Origin of the sequence: uncultured Alistipes sp., from assembly GCF_902388705.1 — a bacterium.
GTDB lineage: Bacteria > Bacteroidota > Bacteroidia > Bacteroidales > Rikenellaceae > Alistipes.
The window spans coordinates 17,174-41,589 of the sequence record NZ_CABMQJ010000004.1 but is presented as its reverse complement, the minus strand read 5'-3'; the positions used below and the strand labels follow the sequence as shown (position 1 = coordinate 41,589).

19 protein-coding genes are annotated in these 24,416 nt (G+C 60.6%); 16 read left to right on the top strand and 3 right to left on the bottom strand.

Features of this window, described 5'->3' with window-relative positions; genetic code table 11:
• Positions 1-27: 27 nt before the first annotated feature.
• The 12 genes from QZT71_RS02380 to gdhA all read left to right on the top strand — a co-directional run bounded on the left by QZT71_RS02380 (position 28) and on the right by gdhA (position 15,593).
• Positions 28-1,101 (top strand): mannose-1-phosphate guanylyltransferase, encoded by a 1,074-nt coding sequence (locus tag QZT71_RS02380; protein WP_295911904.1) that lies wholly within the window; start codon positions 28-30, stop codon positions 1,099-1,101.
• A 7-nt stretch (positions 1,102-1,108) separates the two neighbouring features.
• On the top strand, positions 1,109-2,170 hold the full coding sequence (locus tag QZT71_RS02375) for a glycoside hydrolase family 43 protein (protein WP_295911901.1): 1,062 nt from the start codon (positions 1,109-1,111) through the stop codon (positions 2,168-2,170).
• A gap of 1 nt (position 2,171) precedes the next feature.
• Positions 2,172-3,416, top strand: a complete 1,245-nt coding sequence (murF, locus tag QZT71_RS02370; protein WP_295911899.1) for a UDP-N-acetylmuramoyl-tripeptide--D-alanyl-D-alanine ligase — start codon at positions 2,172-2,174, stop codon at positions 3,414-3,416.
• A gap of 18 nt (positions 3,417-3,434) precedes the next feature.
• A complete protein-coding gene (locus QZT71_RS02365; RefSeq protein WP_295911897.1) occupies positions 3,435-4,364 on the top strand; it encodes an alpha/beta fold hydrolase in 930 nt (309 codons plus the stop codon).
• Positions 4,365-4,368: 4 nt separating this feature from the next.
• Entirely contained in the window at positions 4,369-6,984 is a 2,616-nt protein-coding gene (locus QZT71_RS02360; RefSeq protein ID WP_295911894.1) for a 4-alpha-glucanotransferase, read from the top strand.
• A gap of 167 nt (positions 6,985-7,151) precedes the next feature.
• Positions 7,152-7,478: a nucleoside triphosphate pyrophosphohydrolase family protein gene (locus tag QZT71_RS02355; RefSeq protein ID WP_117506443.1), complete on the top strand. Its 327-nt coding sequence runs from the start codon at positions 7,152-7,154 to the stop codon at positions 7,476-7,478.
• Between the two features lie 81 nt (positions 7,479-7,559).
• Entirely contained in the window at positions 7,560-7,964 is a 405-nt protein-coding gene (locus QZT71_RS02350; RefSeq protein ID WP_295911885.1) for a hypothetical protein, read from the top strand.
• Positions 7,965-7,968: 4 nt separating this feature from the next.
• The gene (locus tag QZT71_RS02345) at positions 7,969-9,975 is read left to right on the top strand and encodes an OPT family oligopeptide transporter (RefSeq protein WP_295911882.1); all 2,007 of its coding nucleotides are present in this window, start codon (positions 7,969-7,971) and stop codon (positions 9,973-9,975) included.
• 19 nt (positions 9,976-9,994) lie between these two features.
• A complete protein-coding gene (gene pepT / locus QZT71_RS02340; protein WP_295911879.1) occupies positions 9,995-11,212 on the top strand; it encodes a peptidase T in 1,218 nt (405 codons plus the stop codon).
• Positions 11,213-11,427: 215 nt separating this feature from the next.
• Complete coding sequence (locus QZT71_RS02335) at positions 11,428-13,353, top strand: NAD(+) synthase (RefSeq protein WP_295911878.1); 1,926 nt, start codon at positions 11,428-11,430, stop codon at positions 13,351-13,353.
• A gap of 10 nt (positions 13,354-13,363) precedes the next feature.
• Positions 13,364-13,999 (top strand): DUF4923 family protein, encoded by a 636-nt coding sequence (locus tag QZT71_RS02330; protein WP_295911874.1) that lies wholly within the window; start codon positions 13,364-13,366, stop codon positions 13,997-13,999.
• Between the two features lie 238 nt (positions 14,000-14,237).
• Positions 14,238-15,593 carry an NADP-specific glutamate dehydrogenase gene (gene gdhA / locus QZT71_RS02325; RefSeq protein WP_295911871.1) on the top strand — a complete coding sequence of 452 codons (1,356 nt, stop codon included), beginning with the start codon at positions 14,238-14,240 and terminating at the stop codon, positions 15,591-15,593.
• Positions 15,594-15,669: 76 nt separating this feature from the next.
• Here the strand turns inward: gdhA and QZT71_RS02320 are convergent, their stop codons facing one another.
• The 3 genes from QZT71_RS02320 to asnS all read right to left on the bottom strand — a co-directional run bounded on the left by QZT71_RS02320 (position 15,670) and on the right by asnS (position 19,400).
• Positions 15,670-16,278 carry a hypothetical protein gene (locus tag QZT71_RS02320; protein ID WP_295943552.1) on the bottom strand — a complete coding sequence of 203 codons (609 nt, stop codon included), beginning with the start codon at positions 16,276-16,278 and terminating at the stop codon, positions 15,670-15,672.
• Positions 16,279-16,397: 119 nt separating this feature from the next.
• The gene (gene rpoN / locus QZT71_RS02315; RefSeq protein ID WP_295911869.1) at positions 16,398-17,819 is read right to left on the bottom strand and encodes an RNA polymerase factor sigma-54; all 1,422 of its coding nucleotides are present in this window, start codon (positions 17,817-17,819) and stop codon (positions 16,398-16,400) included.
• 192 nt (positions 17,820-18,011) lie between these two features.
• Positions 18,012-19,400 (bottom strand): asparagine--tRNA ligase, encoded by a 1,389-nt coding sequence (gene asnS, locus QZT71_RS02310; RefSeq protein ID WP_295911865.1) that lies wholly within the window; start codon positions 19,398-19,400, stop codon positions 18,012-18,014.
• Positions 19,401-19,514: 114 nt separating this feature from the next.
• Between asnS and QZT71_RS02305 the strand changes: the two genes are divergently transcribed.
• The 4 genes from QZT71_RS02305 to QZT71_RS02290 all read left to right on the top strand — a co-directional run bounded on the left by QZT71_RS02305 (position 19,515) and on the right by QZT71_RS02290 (position 24,411).
• Positions 19,515-20,873: a glycoside hydrolase family 2 TIM barrel-domain containing protein gene (locus QZT71_RS02305; RefSeq protein WP_295911862.1), complete on the top strand. Its 1,359-nt coding sequence runs from the start codon at positions 19,515-19,517 to the stop codon at positions 20,871-20,873.
• Positions 20,874-20,949: 76 nt separating this feature from the next.
• Entirely contained in the window at positions 20,950-21,423 is a 474-nt protein-coding gene (gene rlmH / locus QZT71_RS02300; protein ID WP_295911859.1) for a 23S rRNA (pseudouridine(1915)-N(3))-methyltransferase RlmH, read from the top strand.
• Positions 21,424-21,427: 4 nt separating this feature from the next.
• Positions 21,428-22,018: a helix-turn-helix transcriptional regulator gene (locus tag QZT71_RS02295; RefSeq protein WP_295911856.1), complete on the top strand. Its 591-nt coding sequence runs from the start codon at positions 21,428-21,430 to the stop codon at positions 22,016-22,018.
• A 74-nt stretch (positions 22,019-22,092) separates the two neighbouring features.
• Positions 22,093-24,411 (top strand): TonB-dependent receptor, encoded by a 2,319-nt coding sequence (locus QZT71_RS02290; protein WP_295911854.1) that lies wholly within the window; start codon positions 22,093-22,095, stop codon positions 24,409-24,411.
• Positions 24,412-24,416: the final 5 nt, after the last annotated feature.

Below are 24,416 nucleotides of genomic sequence, written 5' to 3'. Positions count from 1 at the left end.
GTGTCACTTAACTCCATATTATAACTTATGAGCAGCAATAAATATTGCGTGATAATGGCCGGCGGCATCGGTTCGCGTTTCTGGCCCAAGAGCAGGCAGACGATGCCCAAGCAGTTCCTCGACATTCTGGGAACCGGAAAATCGTTCATCCGCCACACTTACGAGCGCTTTGCAAAAATCGTCCCCGCCGGGAATTTTCTCGTCGTGACCAACCATAAATACAAAGACCTGGTACTGGAGCACATCCCCGAAATCGGCGAAAGCCAGGTACTCTGCGAGCCGATCGGCCGTAATACGGCGCCCTGCATCGCCTACGCGGCTTACACGCTGCTCAAGCAGAACCCCGACGCCGAGATGATTGTCACGCCGGCCGACCACCTGATCCTCAACGAGGACGATTTCCGGGAAATCATAGGCGAATGCCTCGACTTCGCCGACCGTCACGACGCACTGCTGACCGTGGGCATCAAGCCTACGCGCCCCGACACGGGTTACGGCTACATCCAGGTTTCGGACACCAACGTCATCAGCAAAGTCAAGTGCTTCACCGAGAAGCCCGACCTCGAACTGGCGCAGACGTTCCTCCAGACCGGCGAATTCTTCTGGAACTCGGGTATCTTCATCTGGAAAGTGCAGACAATCATCGAAGCATTCAAAAAATACCTGCCCGAGCACCACGCCATGTTCAGCGGCCTGATGAAGGTGCTGGGCACCGATTCGGAAAAAGCCATCGTCGAAATGGTCTTTTCGGAGTGCCGCGCCATTTCGATCGACTACGGCATCATGGAGAAAGCCGACAACGTATACGTCCGCTGCGGCGACTTCGGCTGGAGCGACGTGGGCACCTGGGGCTCGGTCTACCAGCATTCGCGCAAAGACCGCTACGCCAACGCCGTACCCGAAGAGGGGTGCTACCTCTACGACACGCGCAGCTGCATCGTTTCGCTGCCCAAGGACAAGGTGGCGGTCATCAGCGGCCTGAAAGAGTATATCGTCGTCGACACCGACGACGTGCTGATGATTTGTCCCCGCGCCGAGGAGCAGAACATCAAAAAATTCATTGACGAGGTGAAATTCCACAACGGGGAGAAACATATCTGACGCAGCCATGAAACGCACGTCATTCCATACCACAGCCTTGCTGCGAAGATTCGCGGCAGGCTGTTTTTTAGTGGCGGGGATGCTCTCGTGCTCCGCGCCGCAGGCCACTTTCACCAACCCGCTGCGCGACGGCGCCGACCCGTGGATTATCAAACACGAGGGCCGCTACTACACCTGTTTCAAGTCGGGGCGCGGCATCGCCGTGAGCGAATCGGACGACATGACGCGCTTCGAGCGCGAGCGCGTCGTCTGGCAGCCCGCCGACAGCGGCGCATGGAACAGCTTCAACATCTGGGCTCCCGAGCTGCACCACATCCGCGGCAAGTGGTACATCTACTACGCCGCTGCAGCCGTCCCGGGCAGCCCGTTCGTCGGACAGCGCACGGGTGTTTTGGAGGGCGACACGCCGCTGGGCGACTACCGCGACTGCGGCATGCTCTACACGGGCGACAATCCCGACGGGCAGACCGACAACATCTGGGCCATCGACATGACGGTTTTCGAACACCGGGGACAACTCTACGCCGTCTGGTCGGGCTGGGAGCGCCAGCGCGACACCGACGCCACGGATCAGTTGCTCTACATCGCCCGCATGGAATCGCCGACCGAAATCGGCCCGCGCATCCTGCTGTCGCGCCCCGACCAGCCCTGGGAGCAGGGCGACCATATAGCCCTGCAGGAGGGCCCGTCGGCCCTGCGGCACGGCGACGACCTGCTGATTGTCTACTCCACGCGCGGCTCGTGGTCGCGCCACTACAAACTCGGGCAACTGCGGTTGCGCACACCCGACAGCGACCCGCTCGACCCCGCGTCGTGGGTAAAGAGCGGCCCAGTATTCGCGGGTAACGACCGCATACACGGCGTCGGGCACGCCAGCTTCACCACCTCGCCCGACGACAGCGAATACTGGATTTACTACCATTCGAAAAAAGACACGGTACACAACTGGGGACGCGACATAAGGCTGCAGCGCTTCGATTTCGACGCCGCAGGCAACCCCCGCTTCGGGGAGCCCGTGGAGCCGGGCCCGTATCCCCTGCCGTCCGGAACACCGAAACACCGAAACTGACATGTCCGGACTGTACGATATTTTCAGGGAACACCCGCGCATCTCCACCGACACGCGCCGCATTGTGCCGGATTCCGTTTTCTTCGCACTCCGCGGCGCGACGTTCGACGGCAACCGCTTTGCCGCCGACGCCCTGGCCAAAGGTGCGGCATATGCCGTCGTGGACGACCCGGCTGTCGTCACCGACGAGCGGATGATCGTGGTGGACAATACGCTGGAAGCCCTGCAGGAGCTGGCGCGCGAACACCGCCGAGCGCTGGCGATTCCGATTCTTGCCATTTCGGGCAGCAACGGCAAGACCACGACCAAGGAGCTGGTGAGCCGCGTGCTGGCCGAACGCTTCGAGGTCTATGCCACGCACGGCAACCTCAACAACCACATCGGCGTACCGCTGACGCTGCTCGCCATGACCCGCGACACGCAGTTCGGAGTCGTGGAGATGGGGGCCAGCGCCTGCGGCGAAATCGCCCTGCTGTCTTCCATCGCCGAGCCCAACTACGGCATCCTGACCAACATCGGCCGCGCACACCTCGAGGGATTCGGCGGCCCGGAGGGAGTTCGGCGCGGCAAGGGGGAGCTGTTCGACTATCTCGCGGAAAACGGAGGACACGCTTTCGTCCCGACCGAGGACGAAACGCTGACCACCATGGCCGCGGAACGGGACGGACTGGCGGCGGAATACTACAGCCTGGCGCTTGCCGACGGTATCGAAAGCCACCTCGAGGGGGATTACAACCGGTTCAACATCGCGGCGGCCGTAGCCGTGGGCCGCTATTTCGACGTGGCCGATGAACGCATCCGCCACGCCATCGGCAGCTACATGCCGGACAACCACCGCTCGCAGCGCACCGAAACGGCGCGCAATACGCTGATTGTGGATTGCTACAACGCCAACCCGTCGAGCATGCGGGCCTCGGTCGCGAATTTCCTCGCCGAACCGGCCGGCATCCGCACCCGCCGCCTGCTGATTCTGGGCGACATGCTCGAATTGGGCGCATGGTCGGAGCAGGAGCATGCCGGAATCATCCGCCTCGCGGCGCAGTCGCCCGATGCGGAACTGATGCTCGTCGGAGGGGAATTCGCCCGCGCATACGCGGGGCTGGAAACCCTGCCCGCAGGCATTACGCTCTACCCCACGCGCGAAGAGTTGGCCGCAGCGCTCCGCAAACGCCCTATCGAGAATGCACTGGTGCTCGTCAAGGGATCGCACGGCATCGGACTGGAAAAAGCACTGGAAGAACTTTAGCGAATAAAACGGAACACGATGAAACGATTGCTGGCCGCCATCCTGCTGCTGGCTGCGGCGAATGCCGCCGCCGGGGAGAAAAGCGTTTCGCTCGAACGCGATTTCGGCACCCTCCGCGGTACGCTCCTCACACCCGAGGCAGGAAGCGGAACGGCAGCGCTCATCATTGCCGGCTCGGGCCCTACGCCCCGCAACGGCAATGCGAACAACTACCTCTACCTGGCGCAGACGCTCGAAAAGGCGGGTGTCGCCTCGCTGCGCTACGACAAGCGCGGCATCGGAGCCAGCCGGTTCGACGACCCAGCGAAGATGTCCGACGCCGTGCTGGAAGACTTTATCGGCGATGCCGCGGCGTGGGCCGAATTCCTCGCCGGGGAGGGCTTCCGCCGCATTGTCCTGATCGGCCACAGCGAAGGGGCGCTAATCGCCTTTTGCGCGGCGCAGCAAGCCCCGGAGGTCGACGCGGTAATATCGCTGGCCGGGGCAGGCTATCCGCTCGACGAGGTGCTCCAACTGCAGCTGGCCGCACAGCTCGCGCCGGACAATATGGCCCTGTTGTTGCAGGCCAACGCGATTACCGCCTCCCTGAAACGGGGCGAGCGCGTCGAGTCGTACCCGCCGCAGCTGGAAGCGCTGTTCCACCCCTCGGTACAAACATTCTGGATTTCGTCGCTCCGCTACGACCCGCGGACCGAAATCCGTAAAGTGACGGTACCCGTACTGCTCGTCAACGGCGACAACGACCTGCAGGTACCGCCCGACAACGCCGAGGCGCTGGCCAAAGCGCAGCCCCGGGCCCGGAAAATCATCATCCGGGGAATGACCCACCCGCTCAAAAAAGCGGCGGGACGCACGCCGGCGGATCAGATGGCGGCTTACGGCGACAGCACGCTGCCGCTCGACCCGGATTTGGCGGCCGCCGTAACGGAATTCATCGAAAGCCTGTAACCGCATGACACTCTGCATAAGCATCGAATACCGTACCCGCTGGGGCGAACAACTCGTACTGCACCTCGGCAAACGGCGCATCGCCCTGCAATATACCGACGGCGGAATCTGGAGAGCCACCGTCGAACAGGACATCCCCCCGCAGCCGGTCGAATACGGCTACGAAGTCGAGCGCGACGGCATCTGCGTCCGCCGCGAATGGCGGCCGCACATCCTGCGCATACCCGGCGGCAGGACACCCCGCACGCTTCGCATCCGCGACCGCTGGCTCGACATGCCCGCCGACACGCCCTTCTATTCATCGGCATTTACCCGGGGCATATTCGGCCGCGGGGAGCCGGCAGAAGCTGAAGAGGCTGCGCCGGCAAACACCCCGGCAAACGCCATCCTGCGCGTCGCCCAGCCAGCCCTGCGGCCGAACGAAGTCCTCGCCGTCGCCGGCAGCGGCACGGAACTGGGCGGCTGGCAACGGATTGTGCCGATGGACGACGCGCACTTCCCGGAGTGGGAGCTCTTGCTGCAGGCCGCCGAGGGCTTCGAATACAAATTCCTGCTGGCCGACCGCCAGACCCTCGAACCCATCGCATGGGAGGAGGGAGCCAACCGTATATGGAGCGAAATACCCGGCGACGGCGAATGCCTCGTCGACGCCGCGGCAGTGCCCCGGTTTCCCGAACGCAGGTGGCGCGGGGCAGGCACGGCCATTCCCGTCTTTTCGCTGCGCTCGGAGGAAGATTTCGGCGTCGGGGAGTTTCGCGACCTGAAACGCCTGGCCGACTGGGCCGCGGCGACCGGACAGCGCGTGCTCCAACTGCTTCCGGTCAACGACACCTCGATGAGCGGAACGTGGGAGGACTCCTACCCCTATAACGCCAATTCGACATTCGCCCTGCATCCGCAATTTCTCCACCTGCCCGATGCAGGCGTCGAGCAGAACGATGAATACCGCCGCCTGCGCGACGAACTGAACGCCCTGCCGGAGGTCGACTACAAACGGGTCAACGACCACAAACTGCGCCTGCTGCGACGCGGTTTCGAACGCCACGGCGCACACATCGCCGCACGCCGCGACTACACGGATTTCATGGAGACCAACACGCACTGGCTCCTGCCCTATGCGGTATTCTGCACGCTGCGCGACCAAACCGGCACGGCCGACTTCACCCGCTGGGGCGATTATGCCCGGTACGATGCCGAAGCCGTCGAAAAATACCGCCGCAGCCACAGCCGCGACATCGCATTCCACTGCTACCTCCAGTACCACCTGCACCGGCAGTTGTCGGAGGCCTGCGCCTACGCCCGCAGCCGCGGGGTCATCCTCAAGGGCGACCTGCCGATAGGCGTCAGCCGCACGAGCGTCGACGCATGGCGCCACCCCCGCCTGTTCCACATGGATGCGCAGGCCGGAGCCCCGCCCGACGCATTCTCGGCCGTGGGACAGAACTGGGGTTTCCCGACCTACGACTGGGAGCGCATGGCGCAGGACGGATACAAATGGTGGAAAGCCCGGCTGGCAAAGATGGCGGAATATTTCGACGCATTCCGTATCGACCACATCCTCGGGTTCTTCCGCATCTGGGAAATTCCCACGCATGCCGTACACGGGCTGCTGGGGTATTTCAACCCGGCCCTGCCTTACACGGCCGACGAACTGCGCGACATGGGCTTCGACACCGCACAGGGGCGCTACACGACACCCGCGCCCGACGAGCGGATGCTCGTCGACCTGTTCGGCGACCTTGCCGGCGAAGTGCGCTCGGCCTGCATGCAAGAGGGCAGGCTGCTGCCGGATTACGCGACACAGCGCCAAGTCGCAGCACGCTTCCCGGGCTGCGATGCACGGCAAACCCGCCTGCGGGAGGGACTGATGACGCTTCTGGACGACGTGCTGTTCATCGAAGACCCGCGCCGCAAAGGATACTTCCACCCCCGCATCGCCGCACATGCGACCTATGCCTACCGTGCACTCGACCCATCGCGGCAGGAGGCATTCGACCGCCTTCACGAAGATTTCTTCTACCGCCGCCACAACCGGTTCTGGAAAGAGTCGGCCCTGCGCAAGCTCCCCGTACTCCAATCGGCCACACCGATGCTGGCCTGCGGCGAAGACCTCGGCATGATTCCCGCCAGCGTACCCGAAACGATGCGCGAACTGCAGATACTATCGCTCGAAGTGCAGCGGATGCCCAAATCCCTCGGCGAAACGTTCGCCGACCCGGCACGCTACCCCTATCTTTCGGTCTGCACCACCTCGACCCACGACATGAATCCCCTGCGGGCATGGTGGGAGGAAGACCGGCAAACCACGGAACAGTTTTACCACGAAGTGCTCGGCATCGCTGGCGACGCGCCCGCCGACTGCGAACCGTGGATATGCAGGCGTATCGTCGCCATGCACCTCGCATCCCCGGCAATGCTCGCCATCCTGCCGCTGCAGGACTGGCTATCGGTCGACGGCCGCCTGCGCGCCCCCGACCCGGCGAAAGAGCGCATCAACATCCCGGCCATCGCCCGCTACAACTGGCGCTACCGGATGCACCTCACACTCGAAGAACTGCTCCGGCAGGAGGAGTTCAACCGCTCCCTGCGGGAGATGATCGCCTCCGGCGGACGCTGCTGATTGCCGCGCCGTACCGGAAGGGAGGGTGCGAAAACCCCGTTGCCCTGCAAGGCGCAATTCTTTGGCCTTTGTTCCGCAGGAACAGGGGCTTTTTTATATGTATTTTTAAATTATTTTGTTATTTTTGCCATCAATAGTACCCAATATTCATACTCAAATTCAAAACCATGACTCTCAACGAATACCAGCAACACGCCCTCGAAACGGCAATCTATCCCGAAAACCGCCGCATCATCTACCCCACGCTCGGGCTCACGGGCGAAGCGGGCGAGGTGGCCGACAAGGTCAAAAAAGTCATCCGCGACGGCCACGAGGAGTTCACGGACGAGAAACGGCTGGAAATCGTCAAGGAAATCGGCGACGTGCTGTGGTATTGCGCGACGCTCGCCCGCGATTTGGGCTACGAACTGGACGACGTGGCGCAGATGAACGTCGACAAGCTCCGCTCGCGCATGCAGCGCCACATCATTTCGGGCAGCGGCGACAACCGCTGACGGGCGAGGTGCGACAGGGACAGGCAGGCACGCCGCCCCGGCCTCCGCACACCACATACAGCCATCCAAAACAGCGAATGAATGGAAGATTACATTTTGAGGGAAATCAACCGAATCGGGGAGCTGCTCGCCGCCCTGCTGGACAAAATCGGACTTCTGAAACGGTCGGGCACCCCGGAGCGGATACGCACGGCTGCCAAGACGGAACTGGCGGAAACGCTGGACATCGACATCGACACGCTGCTCTGCGGCCCGGATTTCATCGGCCGGCTTACGGACGAATACGGGTTCAGCGACGAAAACCTCGAAAAGTTCGCCGAACTGCTCTTCGACATGGTCGCGGCGACGGATGATAGCGACGAGCGCCTGCGGCTCGCAGCGGGTGTCGGGGCGATATACAGCCACCTCGACGCCAAGAAGGCCCCGGCCTCGCTCAACCGTTACTACATACTCAAGGATTTGGACAAATACATCAAAGAACCTTAAATAAATGGAACAGGAGAAACAACTTACATCGCTGCCCGAAAATGCCTACCGGGAGCTGAAACCGGGTGAAGAGTACACGCCCATCATGCCCGCGTCGTCATCGCCCAGAGAGGTGACGCCCTATTCGGTCACGATGGGTATCGTCATGGCCGTCATCTTCTCGGCAGCCGCCGCATTCCTCGGGCTGAAAGTCGGACAGGTGTTCGAGGCGGCAATCCCCATTGCCATCATCGCCGTCGGCATGGGCAACGTGCTGGGCAAAAAGAACATGCTGGGACAGAACGTCATCATCCAGTCGATCGGCGCCTGCTCGGGCGTAATCGTCGCAGGCGCCATTTTCACCCTGCCGGCGCTTTACATCCTCGGGCTCGACGCGGCATTCTACCAGGTGTTCCTCTCGTCGCTCTTCGGCGGACTGCTGGGTATCGTACTGCTGATTCCGTTCCGCAAATACTTCGTCAAGGAGATGCACGGCAAGTATCCGTTCCCCGAGGCTACGGCCACCACCGAGGTGCTGATTTCGGGCGAAAAGGGCGGCAACCAGGCCAAACTGCTGGCCGTAGCCGGGCTTATCGGCGGCCTTTACGACTTCGTGGTCGGTACGTTCGGCATGTGGACGGAGGCCGTTTCGACGCGCATCTGCGCATGGGGCGCCGTGGCCGCCGACAAGTTCAAGGTGGTCTTCTCGCTCAACACCTCGGCCGCCGTACTCGGCCTGGGCTACATCATCGGACTGAAATACGCCATGATTATCACCGCCGGTTCGTGTCTGGTGTGGTTCCTGGTCGTGCCGCTCGTAGGTTCGCTGGCCGGCTCGATCGACCCCGCGGCGCTGGCGGCCCTGCTGGGCGTAACGCGTGCCGACATCCTGGCCGACCCGCAAAGCATCTTCACGGCAGAAAACCTCTTCGCCTTCATCGGCAAGCCGCTCGGTATCGGAGGCATCGCCATGGCGGGCATCATCGGCATCGTCAAACAGTCGAAAATCATCCGCCAGGCCGTAGGGCTGGCCGTATCGGAATTGGGGGGGGGTACCAAAACCGCCCCGGCTGCGGTAGAGCGCACACAGCGCGACCTGACGATGAAGCGCATCCTGACCATACTGGTCGCAGCGCTCATCTCGATTTTCGTGTTCTTCCACTTCGGACTGCTGGACGGCTGGGTACAGTCCGTCACGGCGATTCTGATCGTCTTCATCATCTCGTTCCTCTTCACCACCGTGGCGGCCAACGCCATTGCCATCGTCGGCACGAACCCCGTGTCGGGCATGACGCTCATGACGCTGATTCTCTCGTCGCTCATACTCGTAAGCGTAGGCTTGAGCGGCACGACGGGCATGACGGCGGCACTGATCATCGGCGGCGTGGTCTGCACGGCGCTTTCGATGGCCGGCGGCTTCATCACCGACCTCAAAATCGGTTACTGGCTCGGAACGACGCCCCGCAAGCAGGAGGCGTGGAAATTCCTCGGCACGTTCGTTGCTGCGGCGACCGTGGCGGGCGTGATGATTATCCTCAACAAATCGTACGGTTTCGTCGGTGAGGGCGCCCTCGTAGCTCCGCAGGCCAATGCCATGGCGGCGGTAATCCAGCCCCTGATGACCGGCGGGCAAACCCCGTGGATGCTCTATTTCTGTGGCGCGGCGCTGGCGCTGGTGCTGACCTCCATCGGTGTTCCGGCACTCGCATTCGCACTGGGTATGTTCATCCCCATGGAACTGAATGCCCCGCTGGTGGTCGGCGGACTGGTGGCGTGGTTCGTTTCGAACCGCTCGAAGGACGAGGCGCTCAACAAGGCGCGTTTCGACCGCGGCACGCTCATCGCTTCGGGCTTTATCGCCGGCGGCGCACTGATGGGCGTGGTGAGCGCCCTCTTGAAATTCGCCGAGGTAGATTGGTTCATGAGCAGCTGGGCCGCATCGAACGCCGCCGAATGGACGGGACTGGCGATGTATCTCGTGCTGATCGGCTATTTCGGCTGGCACACCCTGCGGGCAAAAAAGGAGGAATAAACATTTAAATCGCAATACCATGGATCTGAAAGAGAGATTTCTGAAATACGTCGCATACGACACCCAATCGTCGGAGGAAAGCACGACGTTCCCCTCGACCGAAAAACAGAAAGTGCTGCTGGCCGCCCTGCGCGACGAGATGCAGGCGCTGGGCATGACCGAAGTCACGATGGACAAGTACGGTTACGTGATGGGCACCGTCCCCGCGACGCCGGGATGTGAAAACGCCCCCGTCATCGGCTTCATCGCCCACGTGGACACCTCGCCCGACATGAGCGGCAAGGAGGTGAAGCCGCGCGTTGTCGAGGAGTACGACGGCGGCGACATCGCGCTGAACGGGCAACTCACGATGCGGGTGGCGGATTTCCCCGAACTGGAGTTCTTCAAGGGACACACGCTGATTCACACCGACGGCACGACCCTCTTGGGAGCCGACGACAAGGCCGGTGTGGCGGAAATCATGACCGCCGCCGAGTACCTGCTCGCGCATCCGGAAATCAGGCACGGCAAAATCCGCATCGGCTTTACGCCCGACGAAGAGGTGGGCCGTGGCGTCGACTTCTTCGACGTCAAGGCGTTCGGCGCCGACTTCGCCTACACCGTCGACGGCGGCATGGAGGGCGAACTGGAATATGAGAACTTCAATGCCGCAAGCGCCAAAATCGAAATCCAGGGCCGCAACGTCCACCCGGGCTATGCCAAGGACAAGATGATAAACGCCATCGACGTGGCATGCGAACTGCAAAACCTGCTGCCCGCAGCCGAGCGCCCGCAGTACACCGAGGGCTACGAAGGATTCTACCATTGCGTAGGAGTGAACGGCACGGTCGAAAAGGCCTCGATCAGCTACATCATCCGCGACCACGACGCCGAAAAATTCGAGCGGAAGAAAGTGTTCATGTGGGCGTGCGTCGACCTGCTGAAGAAGAAATACGGCGACGAGGTGCTGACCCTCACGCTCAAAGACCAGTATTTCAACATGCGCAAAATGGTCGAGCCGCACCCGCAGGTCATCGACAAGGCACTCAAAGCGATGGAAACGGCCGGCGTGACGCCGCTCGTGCGGCCCATCCGCGGCGGTACGGACGGAGCGCGCCTCTCGTTCATGGGACTGCCCTGCCCCAACCTCTTCACGGGCGGCATGAACTTCCACGGCAAATTCGAGTATTGCTCGCTCACCACGATGCGCAAGGCCCAGCAGGTGATTCTGAACCTCGCGCAACTATGGGCGGAATAACGACGGAATAACAAAACACGGCAACTTCCCTTAACAACGGGGAGGCCACAAGGGATTCGATATGAAAGCGGCATCTCCGGTGCCGCAATCCGGTCTCGCTACCGGCCCCATGCCGGAGCCGGAACGGCTGCCGGATTGCAAATACGGCAGGGACTGCAGCCGTTGTAGCCGCAAATCCCTGCCGAGCGACAAACAAGACGAATAACAGTTCGCATATGGATAATTTCGGTTTTCTGAAAGTAGCGGCCGCGGTGCCGCACGTACGGGTCGGCGACTGCGATTTCAACGCAGAGCGGATAGCCGCCATGGCCGACGAGGCCGCACAGCGGGGCGTCGAAATCGTCGCGTTCCCCGAACTGGCCCTGACGGCCTACACGTGCGGCGACCTGCTGCTGCAACCGGCGCTGCTCGATGCGGCCGACGAAGCCTTTGCCCGGCTGGTGCGCGATACGCGCAAGCTGCCCCTGACCCTGATTGCGGGCATGCCGCTGCGCCACGGTGCGGCCCTGTACAACTGTGCCGTGATCTTTACGCAGGGACGCGTGCTGGGCGTCGTTCCCAAAACCTACATCCCCGACTACACCGAATTCTACGAGAACCGCTGGTTCGCCTCGGGCGCCGGCATATCGGAGGAAACGATTGCCGTGGGGGAACAAAGGGCCGATTTCGGCGCCGGCCTCACATTCGAAGTCAACGGCACGGAGTTCGGGGTCGAAATCTGCGAAGACCTGTGGACGGCCATACCGCCCTCGTCGCACCTCGCGCTCAACGGCGCCAAGGTCATTTTCAACCTCTCGGCTTCGCCCGAAGCGGTCGGCAAGCACGCCTACCTGCGGCAGCTCGTGGCACAGCAGTCGGCACGCACCCTCGCGGGCTACGTCTACTGCTCGGCGGGATTCGGCGAATCGTCGACCGACCTTGTCTTCGCCGGGAACGGCATCATCGCCGAAAACGGCCGGATACTGCGCTCTTCGAAACGGTTCCAGCTCGAAGAGCAACTGACGGTAGCCGACCTCGACATCCAGCGGCTGGAATTCGAACGCCGCCGCAACACGTCGTTCCGCATGAACGAGGATGCGACGGAGAATACCGTAATCGAGATGGAAATTCCCGAAGGGCTGCGGGCCGCGGCGCTCGACCGCGACATCGACCCCATGCCGTTCGTACCGCAGGACGAGGCGCACCGCAGCGAGCGCTGCGAGGAGATATTCCAAATCCAGTCGCACGGACTTGCCAAGCGGCTGGTGCATACCCGCTGCGAAAAGGCCGTCATCGGTATCTCGGGCGGGCTCGACTCGACACTGGCCCTGCTGGTGACGGTACGCACGTTCGACAAACTGTCGCTCGGCCGCGAGGGTATCATCGGTATCACGATGCCCGGATTCGGAACCACGGACCGTACCTACAACAATGCGCTGGAGCTGATGCGCAGCCTGGGGGTCACGGTGCGCGAAATTCCGATCCGCGATGCCTGCATGCAGCATTTCAAGGATATAGGCCTCGCACCGGAGGATCGGTCGGCCGCCTACGAAAACAGCCAGGCGCGCGAGCGCACGCAGATACTGATGGACGTCGCCAACATGGAGGGCGGACTCGTCGTCGGCACGGGCGACCTGAGCGAACTGGCGCTGGGCTGGGCGACCTACAACGGCGACCAGATGTCGATGTACGGCGTGAACGCTTCTGTTCCGAAGACGCTGGTGCGCCACCTGGTGAAATGGGTCGCCGACACCGAATCCGATGCGGCGACGCGCGCCACGCTGCTCGACATCATCGACACGCCCGTCAGTCCCGAGCTGCTGCCCGCAGACAACCAGGGGCGGATTGCACAAAAGACCGAAGACCTCGTTGGGCCTTACGAACTGCACGACTTCTTCCTCTATAACTTCATCCGTGCGGGATACGGCCCGGCGAAAATACTGTTCCTTGCCGAACAGGCGTTCCACGGCAGCTACGAACGTGCCGCCATCCTGAAATGGCTGACCGTCTTTTTCCGCCGTTTCTTCTCGCAGCAGTTCAAACGGTCGGCCATGCCCGACGGCCCGAAAGTCGGCTCGGCGGCCCTCTCGCCCCGCGGCGACTGGCGCATGCCCTCGGATGCATCGGCGGCCGTCTGGCTCAAAGAACTGGAATCACTGTAAAGACACGATAATGAAGAGAACTTTTTTACTGATAACGGCTTTCCTGCTGCTGGCAGGCGGCCGGGCGGCAGCGCAGGACTGGAAAGAAGCACTGAAAAAAGCCGCCACGGAGGCCGCCGACAAAGCGACCGACGGAAAACTGACGCAGTATGCGCTGGTCGGGACATGGAACTATACCTCGCCGGGCGTGAAATTCGAGGGCAACGACCTCTTGAGCCAGCTCGGCGGGTCGGCGCTCGAAGGCACCGTCAAAAACCAGCTGGGCAAAATCTACCAGACAGTCGGCATCACCCCCGGTGCGGGCTCGGTCACCTTCGGCAAGGACGGCGCATTCAGCACCCAGATGGGCGGCTACAAGCTGTCGGGCACCTACGAATTCGACGCTTCGACCCATGTGGCCGCGCTGCTGTTCGCCAAGGAGAAAATCGGCAAGGAGAAGATCGACCTGGGCTCGGTGCCGGCGCACGCCTACCTCAACGGCACGGAACTGATACTGGTCTTTCCCGTCAGCAAGCTCATCGACATAATCAAGACATACGGCAGCAAAGTGTCGTCGATGGAAACCATCGTCGCCCTGCTCGAACAGTACAAAAATGTCTACATCGGCTTCGAATTCAGCCGGGAACCGGGGCAAAGCGCAAAATAATTGAAAAAAATCATAATTTTTTTCACATGACAGATTCGCTATGAATCTGTCTTTTTTTATTACGGATTTTCACCGATGTTCCCTGCCTGTTCCCGGACAGTAAGCGCAGAGGCGCCTGAAGTCCCGGAAGGCATAAGTAAAATATTTTAGCAAATTCTTAAAGAACTTGCAAAACTCCGAGAGATACATTATTTTTACCACCGAACAGAATCAATAACCCTCAAAACACAGATTGATTATGACCGAGCAAGCACAAAAGTATGTCGATGATTTCATGGCGCAACTGGCCCAGCGCAATCCCAACGAGCCGGAATTCCACCAGGCTGTCCGCGAAGTGGCCGAATCGCTGGCACCGCACATCGTGGCGAGCCCCGTATTGCAGAAGATGAAAATCCTGGAACGCATCGCCGAACCCGAGCGTGTGATTATCTTCCGGGTTCCCTGGCTCAACGACAAGGGTGAAATCGAAATCAACCGCGGTTACCGCGTACAGATGAACAGCGCCATCGGCCCCTACAAGGGCGGTATTCGCTTCCACCCCTCGGTCAACCTCTCGATTCTCAAATTCCTCGCTTTCGAGCAGACGTTCAAGAACAGCCTCACGACGCTGCCGATGGGCGGCGGAAAGGGCGGTTCGGACTTCAACCCCAAAGGCCGTTCGGACAACGAAGTGATGAAATTCTGCCAGTCGTTCATGACCGAACTGCAACGCCACATCGGACAGGATACCGACGTGCCCGCGGGCGACATCGGCGTCGGAGGCCGTGAAATCGGCTTCATGTTCGGCCAGTACAAACGCCTGCGCGACGAATTCACGGGCACGCTCACCGGCAAGGGCCGCGATTGGGGCGGCAGTCCGCTGCGTCCCGAAGCCACCGGCTACGGCACCTGCTACTTCGCACAGGAGATGCTCGCCACGCGCAACGAAACGTTCGAAGGCAAGACCGTCTGCATCTCGGGTTCGGGCAACGTGGCCCAGTACGCCTGCCAGAAAGCCACACAGCTCGGCGCCAAAGTCGTCACCCTCTCCGACTCGTCGGGTTACATCCACGATCCCGAGGGCATCGATGCCGCGAAACTGGAGTATGTAATGGAATTGAAAAATATCTTCCGCGGCCGCATCAAGGAGTATGCCGACCGCTATCCATCGGCAACCTACTACCCCGGCCAGCGTCCGTGGAGCGTGAAGTGCGACATCGCCATGCCGTGCGCCACGCAGAACGAACTGAACGGCGACGAAGCGCAGGCGCTCGTCGACAACGGCTGCATGTGCGTAGCCGAGGGGGCCAACATGCCCTCGACGCCGGACGCCATCCGCATCTTCCAGCAGAACAAACTGCTGTATGCCCCGGGCAAGGCCGCCAATGCGGGCGGCGTGGCTACGTCGGGCCTCGAGATGACGCAGAACTCGATGCGCATCACCTGGGCTCCCGAAGAAGTAGACGCCAAACTGCGCTCGATCATGCAGAACATCCACTCGGTGTGCGTGCAGTACGGTACGCAGGAGGACGGCTATATCAACTATGTCGTAGGAGCCAACATCGGCGGTTTCATGAAAGTCGCCAACGCCATGCTCGCACAGGGCTGCGTATAGGCACCGCAAAGTATTTAAAGTATGCAAAATCCCGGACTTCTTGCGAAGCCCGGGATTTTCATGTGAAACCGGCCCGTCAGAGGAACAGCACCGCCAGCGTCGCCACGGCGAAACCGCCGCAGAACCCCGCGAGCACCTGCCTCCCGTTATGGCAGCCGAGGTACAGGCGGGCCGAAGCCAGCGCACCGGCACAAAGGACGGCGACCATCAGCGGCACCATCATATTCCCCACCCCGGCGACATTCATCACCACCAGCAGGGCCACGGCGGCTCCCATGGCCGTAAGGTGCAGGCTGATTTTCCAGTAAAACGACACCACGAAGCAGAGCATCTCGCAGCAGGCGGCGGCAATCATGAACTTGCGGAGGAAGATTGCCGAAGGTATCTTGGCGATCGTGATAGCGCAAAGTACGTAGCAAATCGCCCCGACCAGCAGCGGCAGCAGCCGCTCGCGCCGGTCGTCGACCCTGAAATCGGAAATCCGGCCCAGCGAGCGCAGCACGCCCAGGGCCAGCAGGGGAATAATCATCGCATAAAGCACGACCACCCACAGCAGGTAAAATTTCACGTTGGCGGGATAGTGCGCGAAGACGGTGAGCGTCAGCAGCACGACGACGAGGTAGAGGGGCAGCAGGAATGGGTGCAATGCCCACGATATGCCGTTCGAAAGTTTCTTATACATCATTCAAATTTATCACGCGTCCTCCCAGTATGGCGGGCCGCCAATTGTCCGGCCGGCGGGAAAACGCCTATTCCAGTCAACAAGGCCGCCCCGGAAAGGTACGCCGGGCCGTCAATCTTTCGCTATATCTGTTTGCGGAGCCGGGCGACCGGGATTCCGAGCATTTCGCGGTATTTGGCCACCGTACGCCGGGCGATGCGGTATCCTTTGGCATTGAGAATATCCATCAGCGTTTCGTCCGTCAGCGGGTGGCGCTTGTCCTCCTCGTCGATGCACTCCTGCAGAATATTCTTGATCTCGTAGCTCGACACCTCCTCGCCGCTCTCGGTCTGCATCGCCTCCGAGAAGAGCGACTTCAGCAGGATGATGCCGAACTGCGTCTGCACGTACTTGCTGTTCACCACACGCGAGATGGTCGACACGTCCAGTCCCGTACGGTCGGCGATGTCCTTGAGAATCATCGGCCGCAGTTTCGACTTGTCGCCGTCCTTGAAGTACTCCTGCTGGTAGTCCAGGATGGTTTGCATCGTGCGCATCAGCGTATCGTGGCGCTGTTTGATGGCCGAAATAAACCATTTCGCCGAGTCGATTTTGTTCTTCACGAACTGAATCGCCTCCTTGTCCTTTTCGCGCACCGTGCCGTCGGAGCCCACCATTTCGCGAATCATGTCCATATAGCGGCGGTTGACGCGCACTTCCGGCACGTTGTAGGAGTTGAGCGACAACTGGAAATGACCGTCCTGATAATCGAGGATGAAATCCGGGATGATATAGGGCGTCGTATCGGTGCCGCCCTCGGCATAAAGGTTGCCGGGTTTGGGCGACAGGCGCTTGATTTCGGCGATAGCCTCGCGGAAATCGTCCTCCGAAACCTGCAGGCGCGACATCAGCTTTTCGTAATGCTTCTTGACGAACTCCTCGAAATAGTTGGTGAGTATCTTGCGGGCGAGCCGGCGCGGCCGCGAATTGATCGGAATCTGCGCCATCTGCAACAGCAGGCACTCCTGCAGGTTGCGGGCGCCGATGCCTGCGGGCTCCAGCTCGTGAAGGATACCCAACAGCCGTTCGAGTTCCTCGGCCGAAGTTTCGATACCCACCGTAAAGGCGATGTCGTCGGCCACCGACTCCAGGTCGCGGCGCAGGTAACCGTCCTCGTCGATACTTCCGACGAGGTATACCGCCAGGCGCATGTCGCGCTCCGAGAGGTTGCGGAAGCCCAACTGCTCGATCAGGTATTCGGGCAGCGAGCGGCCCTCGGTAAGGAATATCGGGCGCTGCTTGTCGTCTTTCGAATAGTTGTTGATACGGCTTTTGTACGACGGGGTGTCGTCCTCGCGCAGGTACTCGTCGACGGAGATTTGCTGGGGTTGTTCTTCATCTTCCGCTGCATGTTCCTCTTCCTCCAGCACGATGTTGTCCTCAATCTCCTGTTTGATGCGCTGTTCGAGCTGCACGGTGGGGAGCTCCAGCAATTTGATCATCTGAATCTGCTGGGGAGAGAGCTTCTGCTGAAGCGATAGTACCTGTTTCTGATTAATAGCCATACTTTTCCAAATTAAGAATTAAACACATTCTGAATTTGGTTTCTTCTTCGGGGTTAGTAACTACAATACAAACGGCCGCAAACGGCAAATCGTATGAAAAAGAGATGATTTCGGAACCGGCGTAGCAGTCCCCGGACAGGAATGTGCGTGTTCGGGTTATGCAGTCAGTGCGAAACAGCCTTCCCAGGCGATTTAAAATTCGGCGTTCTTCGGCGTACGCGGGAACGGCTGCACGTCACGGATATTGGTCATACCCGTCACGAAAAGCAGCAGCCGGTCGAAGCCCAGTCCGAAACCCGAATGCGGGGCCGAGCCCCAGCGGCGGGTGTCGAGATACCACCAAAGTTCCTTCTCGTTCATACCGAGCTCCTGCACCCTTGCACGAAGCTTGCCATAATCGGCCTCACGCTCCGAACCGCCGATAATTTCGCCGATTCCGGGGAACAATACGTCCATAGCGCGTACCGTCTTGCCGTCGTCGTTCTGTTTCATGTAGAACGCCTTGATGTCCTTCGGGTAGTTAATCAGGATGACCGGGCGCTTGAAATGCTCCTCCACGAGGTAACGCTCGTGCTCGGACTGCAAATCGCAGCCCCAATCGCAGGGGAACTCGAACTTGCGACCCGAAGCCTTCAGGATTTCGATGCCCTCGGTGTAGTCGAGGCGCTTGAAGTCGTTGTGCAGCACGAAGTTCAACCGCTCCAGCAGCCCCTTGTCCCACATCTTGTTCATGAACTCGAGGTCTTCGGCGCAGTTGTCCAGCGCATATTGAATCAGGTACTTGAGGAAATCCTCTGCAAGTTCCATGTTGTCTTCCAGTTCGTAGAAAGCGGCTTCGGGCTCGATCATCCAGAACTCCGACGCATGGCGCGGGGTGTTGGAGTTCTCGGCACGGAAGGTGGGGCCGAAGGTGTAGATGCGCCCCAGCGACAATGCACCCAGCTCGCCTTCGAGCTGCCCCGACACGGTCAGGTTGCAGGCCTTGCCGAAGAAGTCCTGCGAAAAGTCGACCGCGCCTTCGTCGGTCTTCGGAATATCGTTCAGGTCGAGCGTCGTCACCTGGAACATGGCGCCTGCACCCTCGCAGTCCGAAGCCGTGATGAGCGGCGTATGGAAATAGTAAAAGCCCTGTTTGTTGAAATACTCGTGAATGGCATAAGCCATGGCGTGGCGGATACGCAGCACCGCGCCGAACGTATTGGTTCGCGGACGCAGGTAGGCAATCTCGCGCAGGAACTCCAGCGAGTGTCCTTTCTTCTGCAGGGGATAGGTTTCGGGATCGGCCGTGCCGTAAACCTCGATTTTCGAGGCCTGCACCTCGACCCGCTGGCCCGAGCCGAGCGACTCCACCAGCCGTCCGTCGACGCGGATGCAGGCCCCCGTGGTAATCGGCTTGAGCTGCTCCTCGTCGAATTTCGAAAGGTCGACGACCACCTGTATATTCGCAACGCACGATCCGTCGTTCAGGGCGATGAACGCCACGTTCTTGTTTCCGCGCTTGGTGCGCACCCAGCCTTTGACGACGATGTCGGTGTCCACGACACCCGACTTCAGAATTTCTACGATTCTCTGCGTTTTCATGTGATTCATTTTTTCTGTGCTCTTAACAGTTCTTTTCGAACTTACAAAGATACCCATTATTTGCGATTTGGCAAAAAAAAAGTACCTTTGCCTAACCTATATAAGAATACGCACATGAAACGCACGATACTGCTGACGGCCTTGCTCCTTTGCGCCGCAGGCACCCGGGCACAGGATCTTTACAACGTCAAGGAGCCCCCCACCACGGAAATCCTCTCACGCCCCGTCGAGGCGGGACGCATCCACCGCACCGAAGTCGTCCCGTACGACAAGCGCCACGACGCCGATGCACGCAACCTGGCGGGCGTCGAGGCCTACATGGCCTACACCCCCGAACCGTTCGCCGCCTCGGGTGACGCCGTAGCCGTGGGACAGGTGGTCGACATCCCCTACGTATGGACGGACGGCGTGGTTTACCTCCACCTCGAAAACGTCGGGACGGCCTACACCCTGACGGTCAACGACAGCAAAGTCGCCGAGGTCGAGGACTCCTCGACACCCGCCGAATTCGCCCTGACACCCTATATCCGTCAGGGAAAGAACGCCGTCGTGCTGACCCTGCGCCGCAGCGCCGCCGATGAAATCAATGCGGCGCCCGCATCGCGCAAGGCATTCGAAAACAGCTATCTGTACACGCAGAACAAACGTTCGATCCGGGATTTCGAGATTGCGCTCGTGCCCGACTCGACCCGCAGGTTCGGCGTACTGGAACTGGCAATCGTCGCCCAGAACGCATTCAACTACGACGAACCCGTAACCGTGGGTTACGACATCTATTCGCCGCAGGGCAAACTGCTCGAATTCAACATGCAGGAAATCGTAATTCCGGGCCGCATGACCGATACCGTGCGTTTCACGCCCTTCATCTACGGCACCAACGCCAACAAATGGGAGCCGGGGGCCAAGAACCCGCCGCTCTACAAGGTAATGCTCTTCACGCGTCGCGATGGGGCTTACCGCGAATACATGCCGATGAAAATCGGCTTCGGCAAGACCGAGCTAATCGACGGCCGCCTCACGCGCTTCGACAAAGAGCTGAAACTCGTGAAAGCCGACTACAATGCCGCCGCAGACCGCAAAACGACCCTTGCCGACCTGAAATCCCTGAAAGCCAAAGGCAACAACACGATTTGCCCCGACTACCCGCAGCCGGCATGGTTCTACGACCTATGCGACGAGTTGGGGCTTTACGTCATCGACTGCGCCAATATCAACGCGCCCGAAAAGCGCGACGACCGCCGGATAGGCGGCACGCCGTCGAACGCCCCGTCGCTGGCGGACGAATACCTCGAACGCGTCAAGGCGATGTACTACCGCTCGCGCAACCATTCGTGCGTCATCGCATTCTCGCTGGGCGGCGAATCGGGCAACGGGTACAACATGTACAAGGCCTACGAATGGCTCAAGTCGGTCGAGAAGTCGCGTCCGGTGATTTACGCGGACGCCGACGGCGAATGGAATTCGGATTTATAACCAACGGGCCGGCCTGATAATCCGGCACAGGCACACTCCCGGAACCGCCCTTTTCGAGGGGCGCCCCGCATGAATAATGGGCATCGAACTGATAGTCATAGGAAAAACCGATTCGAAAGAGATCGAAGCATTGGTCGGCATGTACGTCCGGCGCGTGAATTTCTACTGCAAATTCGCCGTCACGATTCTGCCCGACATCCGCAACACCAAAAACCTCACCGCAAAGCAGCAGCGCACGGCCGAGGGCGAGGCGCTCCTGCGCCAGTTCGCGGAGGGCGACTACGTCGTCCTGCTCGACGAGCGGGGCGAGCAGATGCGCTCGGTGGAATTCGCCTACTGGCTCCAGAAACGCATGAACAGCGGCATAAAACGCCTCGTGCTGGTAATCGGCGGACCTTACGGTTTTTCGGAAGAGGTCTACAAACGGGCCCAGGCCAAACTGTCGCTTTCGCGCATGACCTTCTCGCACCAAATCGTGCGGGCCATCTTCGCCGAACAGATATACCGGGCGTTCACCATCCTCAACAACGAACCCTACCACCACGAATAAGCAGATGCAGCAACGCCCCGCCATAGCCGTCGTCACCCCGAATATCCTGATGGGCATCGGGATGAAAGCCATCCTCGAGAAGATTATCCCGGTGGCCGACGTCGAGTTGTTCGGCGACTTCGAATCGTTCGCAGAGTCAGGCCCGGAGCGTTTTTTCCACTACTTCGTTGCGGCGCAGCTTTTCGTGACCCACGGCACGTTCTTCCGCGGCTCCCGGCGGCACAAGACAATCCTGCTTTGCAGCGGGCAGCCCCAGCCCGCCTACGCGGGCATGCACCTGCTCGACGTCTGCACCAACGAGGAGGCGATCGTGCGCGACATCCTGCGCATGCACCACGGCGCGCACCACCACGAGCACGGGCTTGCGGAGGGCATGCAGCCTGCCGCCGCACCGCTCTCGGGGCGCGAAGCCGAAGTGCTTGCGCTGATTGCCCGCGGTTACATGAACAAGCAAATCGCCGACACCCTGCAAATCGGGCTGACGACGGTGATTTCCCACCGCCGCAACATCATGGAGAAGCTGGGAATCCGCTCGGTGGCGGGGCTGGCCATCTACGCCATGACGGCCGGGTATGTCGACGCCGACGAGCTCTGACGGCCTCCTCATAAATTAGGATTGCAGCTTCCGAAATAATTCCTTTACTTTGCACCTGAATCAAACGCCCTGTCGTGCACCGCAAACAATTCGCCATACTGCTCATGCTGCTGCCGCTCCTGACGGCCGCCGCAGACCGGCATTCGCCCGGCCCGCACACGGCAGCGGCCGCAGAGCGGGCAACTGCGGCGGAGGAAGAACCGTCGGCCGTCGATACGGTAATCGTCGTGGACAAGGTGCAGGTGACGGCCATCAAACAGGGCATGGTGCTGCGCTCGCAGCCGGTAGCGGCATCGATCATCGGCAGCCGCGCCATCGAACGGGGGCACGTCGACGCACTGAAAGACCTTTCGCAAAGCGTTCCCAACTTCCACATTCCGGACTACGGTTCGCGCATGACCTCGTCGATTTATGTCCGGGGCCTCGGCGCACGCATCGACCAGCCCGTCATGGGGCTCAACATCGACAACGTGCCGGTGCTGAACAAGGACAACTACGACATGGAACTGGCCGACGCAGAGCGCATCGAGGTGCTGCGGGGCCCGCAGTCGACGCTTTACGGGCGCAATACGATGGGCGGCGTGGTCAACGTCTACACCCTCTCGCCGCTCACGTACGAAGGCGTGCGTTTGAGCGCCGAATACGGCAGCGGCGACAGCTATAAATTCCGTGCTTCGTCCTACTACAAGCTCAATCCCGATTTGGGCATGGCCGTAACGGGCTACTATACGCATACGGGCGGCTTCTTCGAAAACCTCGCTACGGGCCGCAAATGCGACTGGGAACGGCTGGGCGGCGGACGGTGGAAAACCCAGTGGCGCAACCTATCGGGACTGCGCATCGACAATACGCTCTCGTTTTCGGTACTCGAACAGGGCGGTTACCCCTATGCATACGCCGGAACCGACATCCTCGGCGACGACGGGAAACCCGTTATCCGCCACGGCGAAATCCGTTACAACGACCCCTGCTCCTACCGCCGCACGACCGTCAGCGACGGGCTCACCATCCGCTACGACGCCGGCAGTTTCACCGTGGCGTCCATCACCAGTTACCAGTATTCCGACGACGAAATGCTCCTCGACCAGGACTTCCTGCCCGTGTCGTACTTCACGCTCAAGCAGGCCCGCACGGAGCACGCCGTGACCGAGGACGTAGTTTTCCGCTCGCATGAAAAAGGAGCCTACCGCTGGCTGTTCGGCGCGTTCGGCTTCTACCGTAGCGGCGTAATGAACGCCCCGGTGCTCTTCAAGCAGACCGGCATCGAAGAACTGATTCTCAAAAACGCCAACGAGCACGACCCGCAGTACACATACGACGCCTGGGACGACAACGAACTGCTGCTGGGCAGCCGCTTCCGCAACCCCTCGGCAGGCGGGGCGATCTACCACGAATCGAACTACACGGTGGGACGCTGGCGCTTCACGGCGGGCCTGCGCTTCGACTTCGAGCACGCGCGCCTGCACTACCGCAGCAATACGGAAACCGGCTACACGGCGACCGACCGCAACAGCGGCACCTCCGGGCACTATCCGCTCGCAATCGACATCCGCAGTACGCTCAAGCAGAGTTTCACGGAGGTGCTGCCCAAATTCTCGGTACTCTACGCTTTCGACGAAATACACAACCTCTATGTTTCGGTCGCCAAAGGCTACAAGGCCGGCGGTTTCAACACCCAGATGTTCTCCGACGTACTCCAGCAGGAGATGATGCGCGAAATGGGATTCGGTGCGGCCTACGACGTCGACAAGGTCGTGAGCTACAAACCCGAATACAGCTGGAACTACGAGTTCGGCGGACACTTCTCCTGCATGGACGGCGCCGTGCGGGGCGACTTCGCGCTTTTCTGGATCGACTGCCGCGACCAGCAGCTCACCGTCTTCCCCGAGGGCACGACCACGGGCCGCATGATGACCAACGCCGGTCGCACGCGCAGCCTCGGGGGCGAGTTGTCGCTGCAAATTTCGCCGTGGCGGAACCTCGACATAAACGCGGCCTACGGTTATACCGACGCCCGCTTCGTCCGCTACAACGACGGCAAGCAGGATTTCAAGGACAACCGCCTCCCCTATGCCCCGCAGCATACGCTCGGGGCAGGGGCCGCATGGACTGTCCCGACCGGCGTATCGTGGCTGGGGAACATCGTCCTGCGGGCCGGGGTGCGCTGCGCGGGCCGCATCTGGTGGAACGAGGAGAACACGCTTTCGCAGCCTTTCTACGCCCTGGCCGAAGCGTCGGTGCGTTTCGAACAGAAGCACTACTCGGTAGACATCTGGGGCCGCAACCTCGGCGGCGAAAAGTACGACGTTTTCTACTTCAAGTCGATTGGCAACGAATTCGTACAGCGCGGCCGGCCGCGCACGTTCGGCATTACACTGAATATTAATCTATAACGATA

What these genes read in the sequence shown, in the direction of transcription:
- QZT71_RS02380 (WP_295911904.1), top strand. Translation starts at nt 28, where the DNA reads ATGAGCAGCAATAAATATTGCGTGATAATGGCCGGCGGCATCGGTTCG.
- QZT71_RS02375 (WP_295911901.1), top strand. Translation starts at nt 1,109, where the DNA reads ATGAAACGCACGTCATTCCATACCACAGCCTTGCTGCGAAGATTCGCG.
- murF (WP_295911899.1), top strand. Translation starts at nt 2,172, where the DNA reads ATGTCCGGACTGTACGATATTTTCAGGGAACACCCGCGCATCTCCACC.
- QZT71_RS02365 (WP_295911897.1), top strand. Translation starts at nt 3,435, where the DNA reads ATGAAACGATTGCTGGCCGCCATCCTGCTGCTGGCTGCGGCGAATGCC.
- QZT71_RS02360 (WP_295911894.1), top strand. Translation starts at nt 4,369, where the DNA reads ATGACACTCTGCATAAGCATCGAATACCGTACCCGCTGGGGCGAACAA.
- QZT71_RS02355 (WP_117506443.1), top strand. Translation starts at nt 7,152, where the DNA reads ATGACTCTCAACGAATACCAGCAACACGCCCTCGAAACGGCAATCTAT.
- QZT71_RS02350 (WP_295911885.1), top strand. Translation starts at nt 7,560, where the DNA reads ATGGAAGATTACATTTTGAGGGAAATCAACCGAATCGGGGAGCTGCTC.
- QZT71_RS02345 (WP_295911882.1), top strand. Translation starts at nt 7,969, where the DNA reads ATGGAACAGGAGAAACAACTTACATCGCTGCCCGAAAATGCCTACCGG.
- pepT (WP_295911879.1), top strand. Translation starts at nt 9,995, where the DNA reads ATGGATCTGAAAGAGAGATTTCTGAAATACGTCGCATACGACACCCAA.
- QZT71_RS02335 (WP_295911878.1), top strand. Translation starts at nt 11,428, where the DNA reads ATGGATAATTTCGGTTTTCTGAAAGTAGCGGCCGCGGTGCCGCACGTA.
- QZT71_RS02330 (WP_295911874.1), top strand. Translation starts at nt 13,364, where the DNA reads ATGAAGAGAACTTTTTTACTGATAACGGCTTTCCTGCTGCTGGCAGGC.
- gdhA (WP_295911871.1), top strand. Translation starts at nt 14,238, where the DNA reads ATGACCGAGCAAGCACAAAAGTATGTCGATGATTTCATGGCGCAACTG.
- QZT71_RS02320 (WP_295943552.1), bottom strand. Translation starts at nt 16,278, where the DNA reads ATGATGTATAAGAAACTTTCGAACGGCATATCGTGGGCATTGCACCCA.
- rpoN (WP_295911869.1), bottom strand. Translation starts at nt 17,819, where the DNA reads ATGGCTATTAATCAGAAACAGGTACTATCGCTTCAGCAGAAGCTCTCT.
- asnS (WP_295911865.1), bottom strand. Translation starts at nt 19,400, where the DNA reads ATGAAAACGCAGAGAATCGTAGAAATTCTGAAGTCGGGTGTCGTGGAC.
- QZT71_RS02305 (WP_295911862.1), top strand. Translation starts at nt 19,515, where the DNA reads ATGAAACGCACGATACTGCTGACGGCCTTGCTCCTTTGCGCCGCAGGC.
- rlmH (WP_295911859.1), top strand. Translation starts at nt 20,950, where the DNA reads ATGGGCATCGAACTGATAGTCATAGGAAAAACCGATTCGAAAGAGATC.
- QZT71_RS02295 (WP_295911856.1), top strand. Translation starts at nt 21,428, where the DNA reads ATGCAGCAACGCCCCGCCATAGCCGTCGTCACCCCGAATATCCTGATG.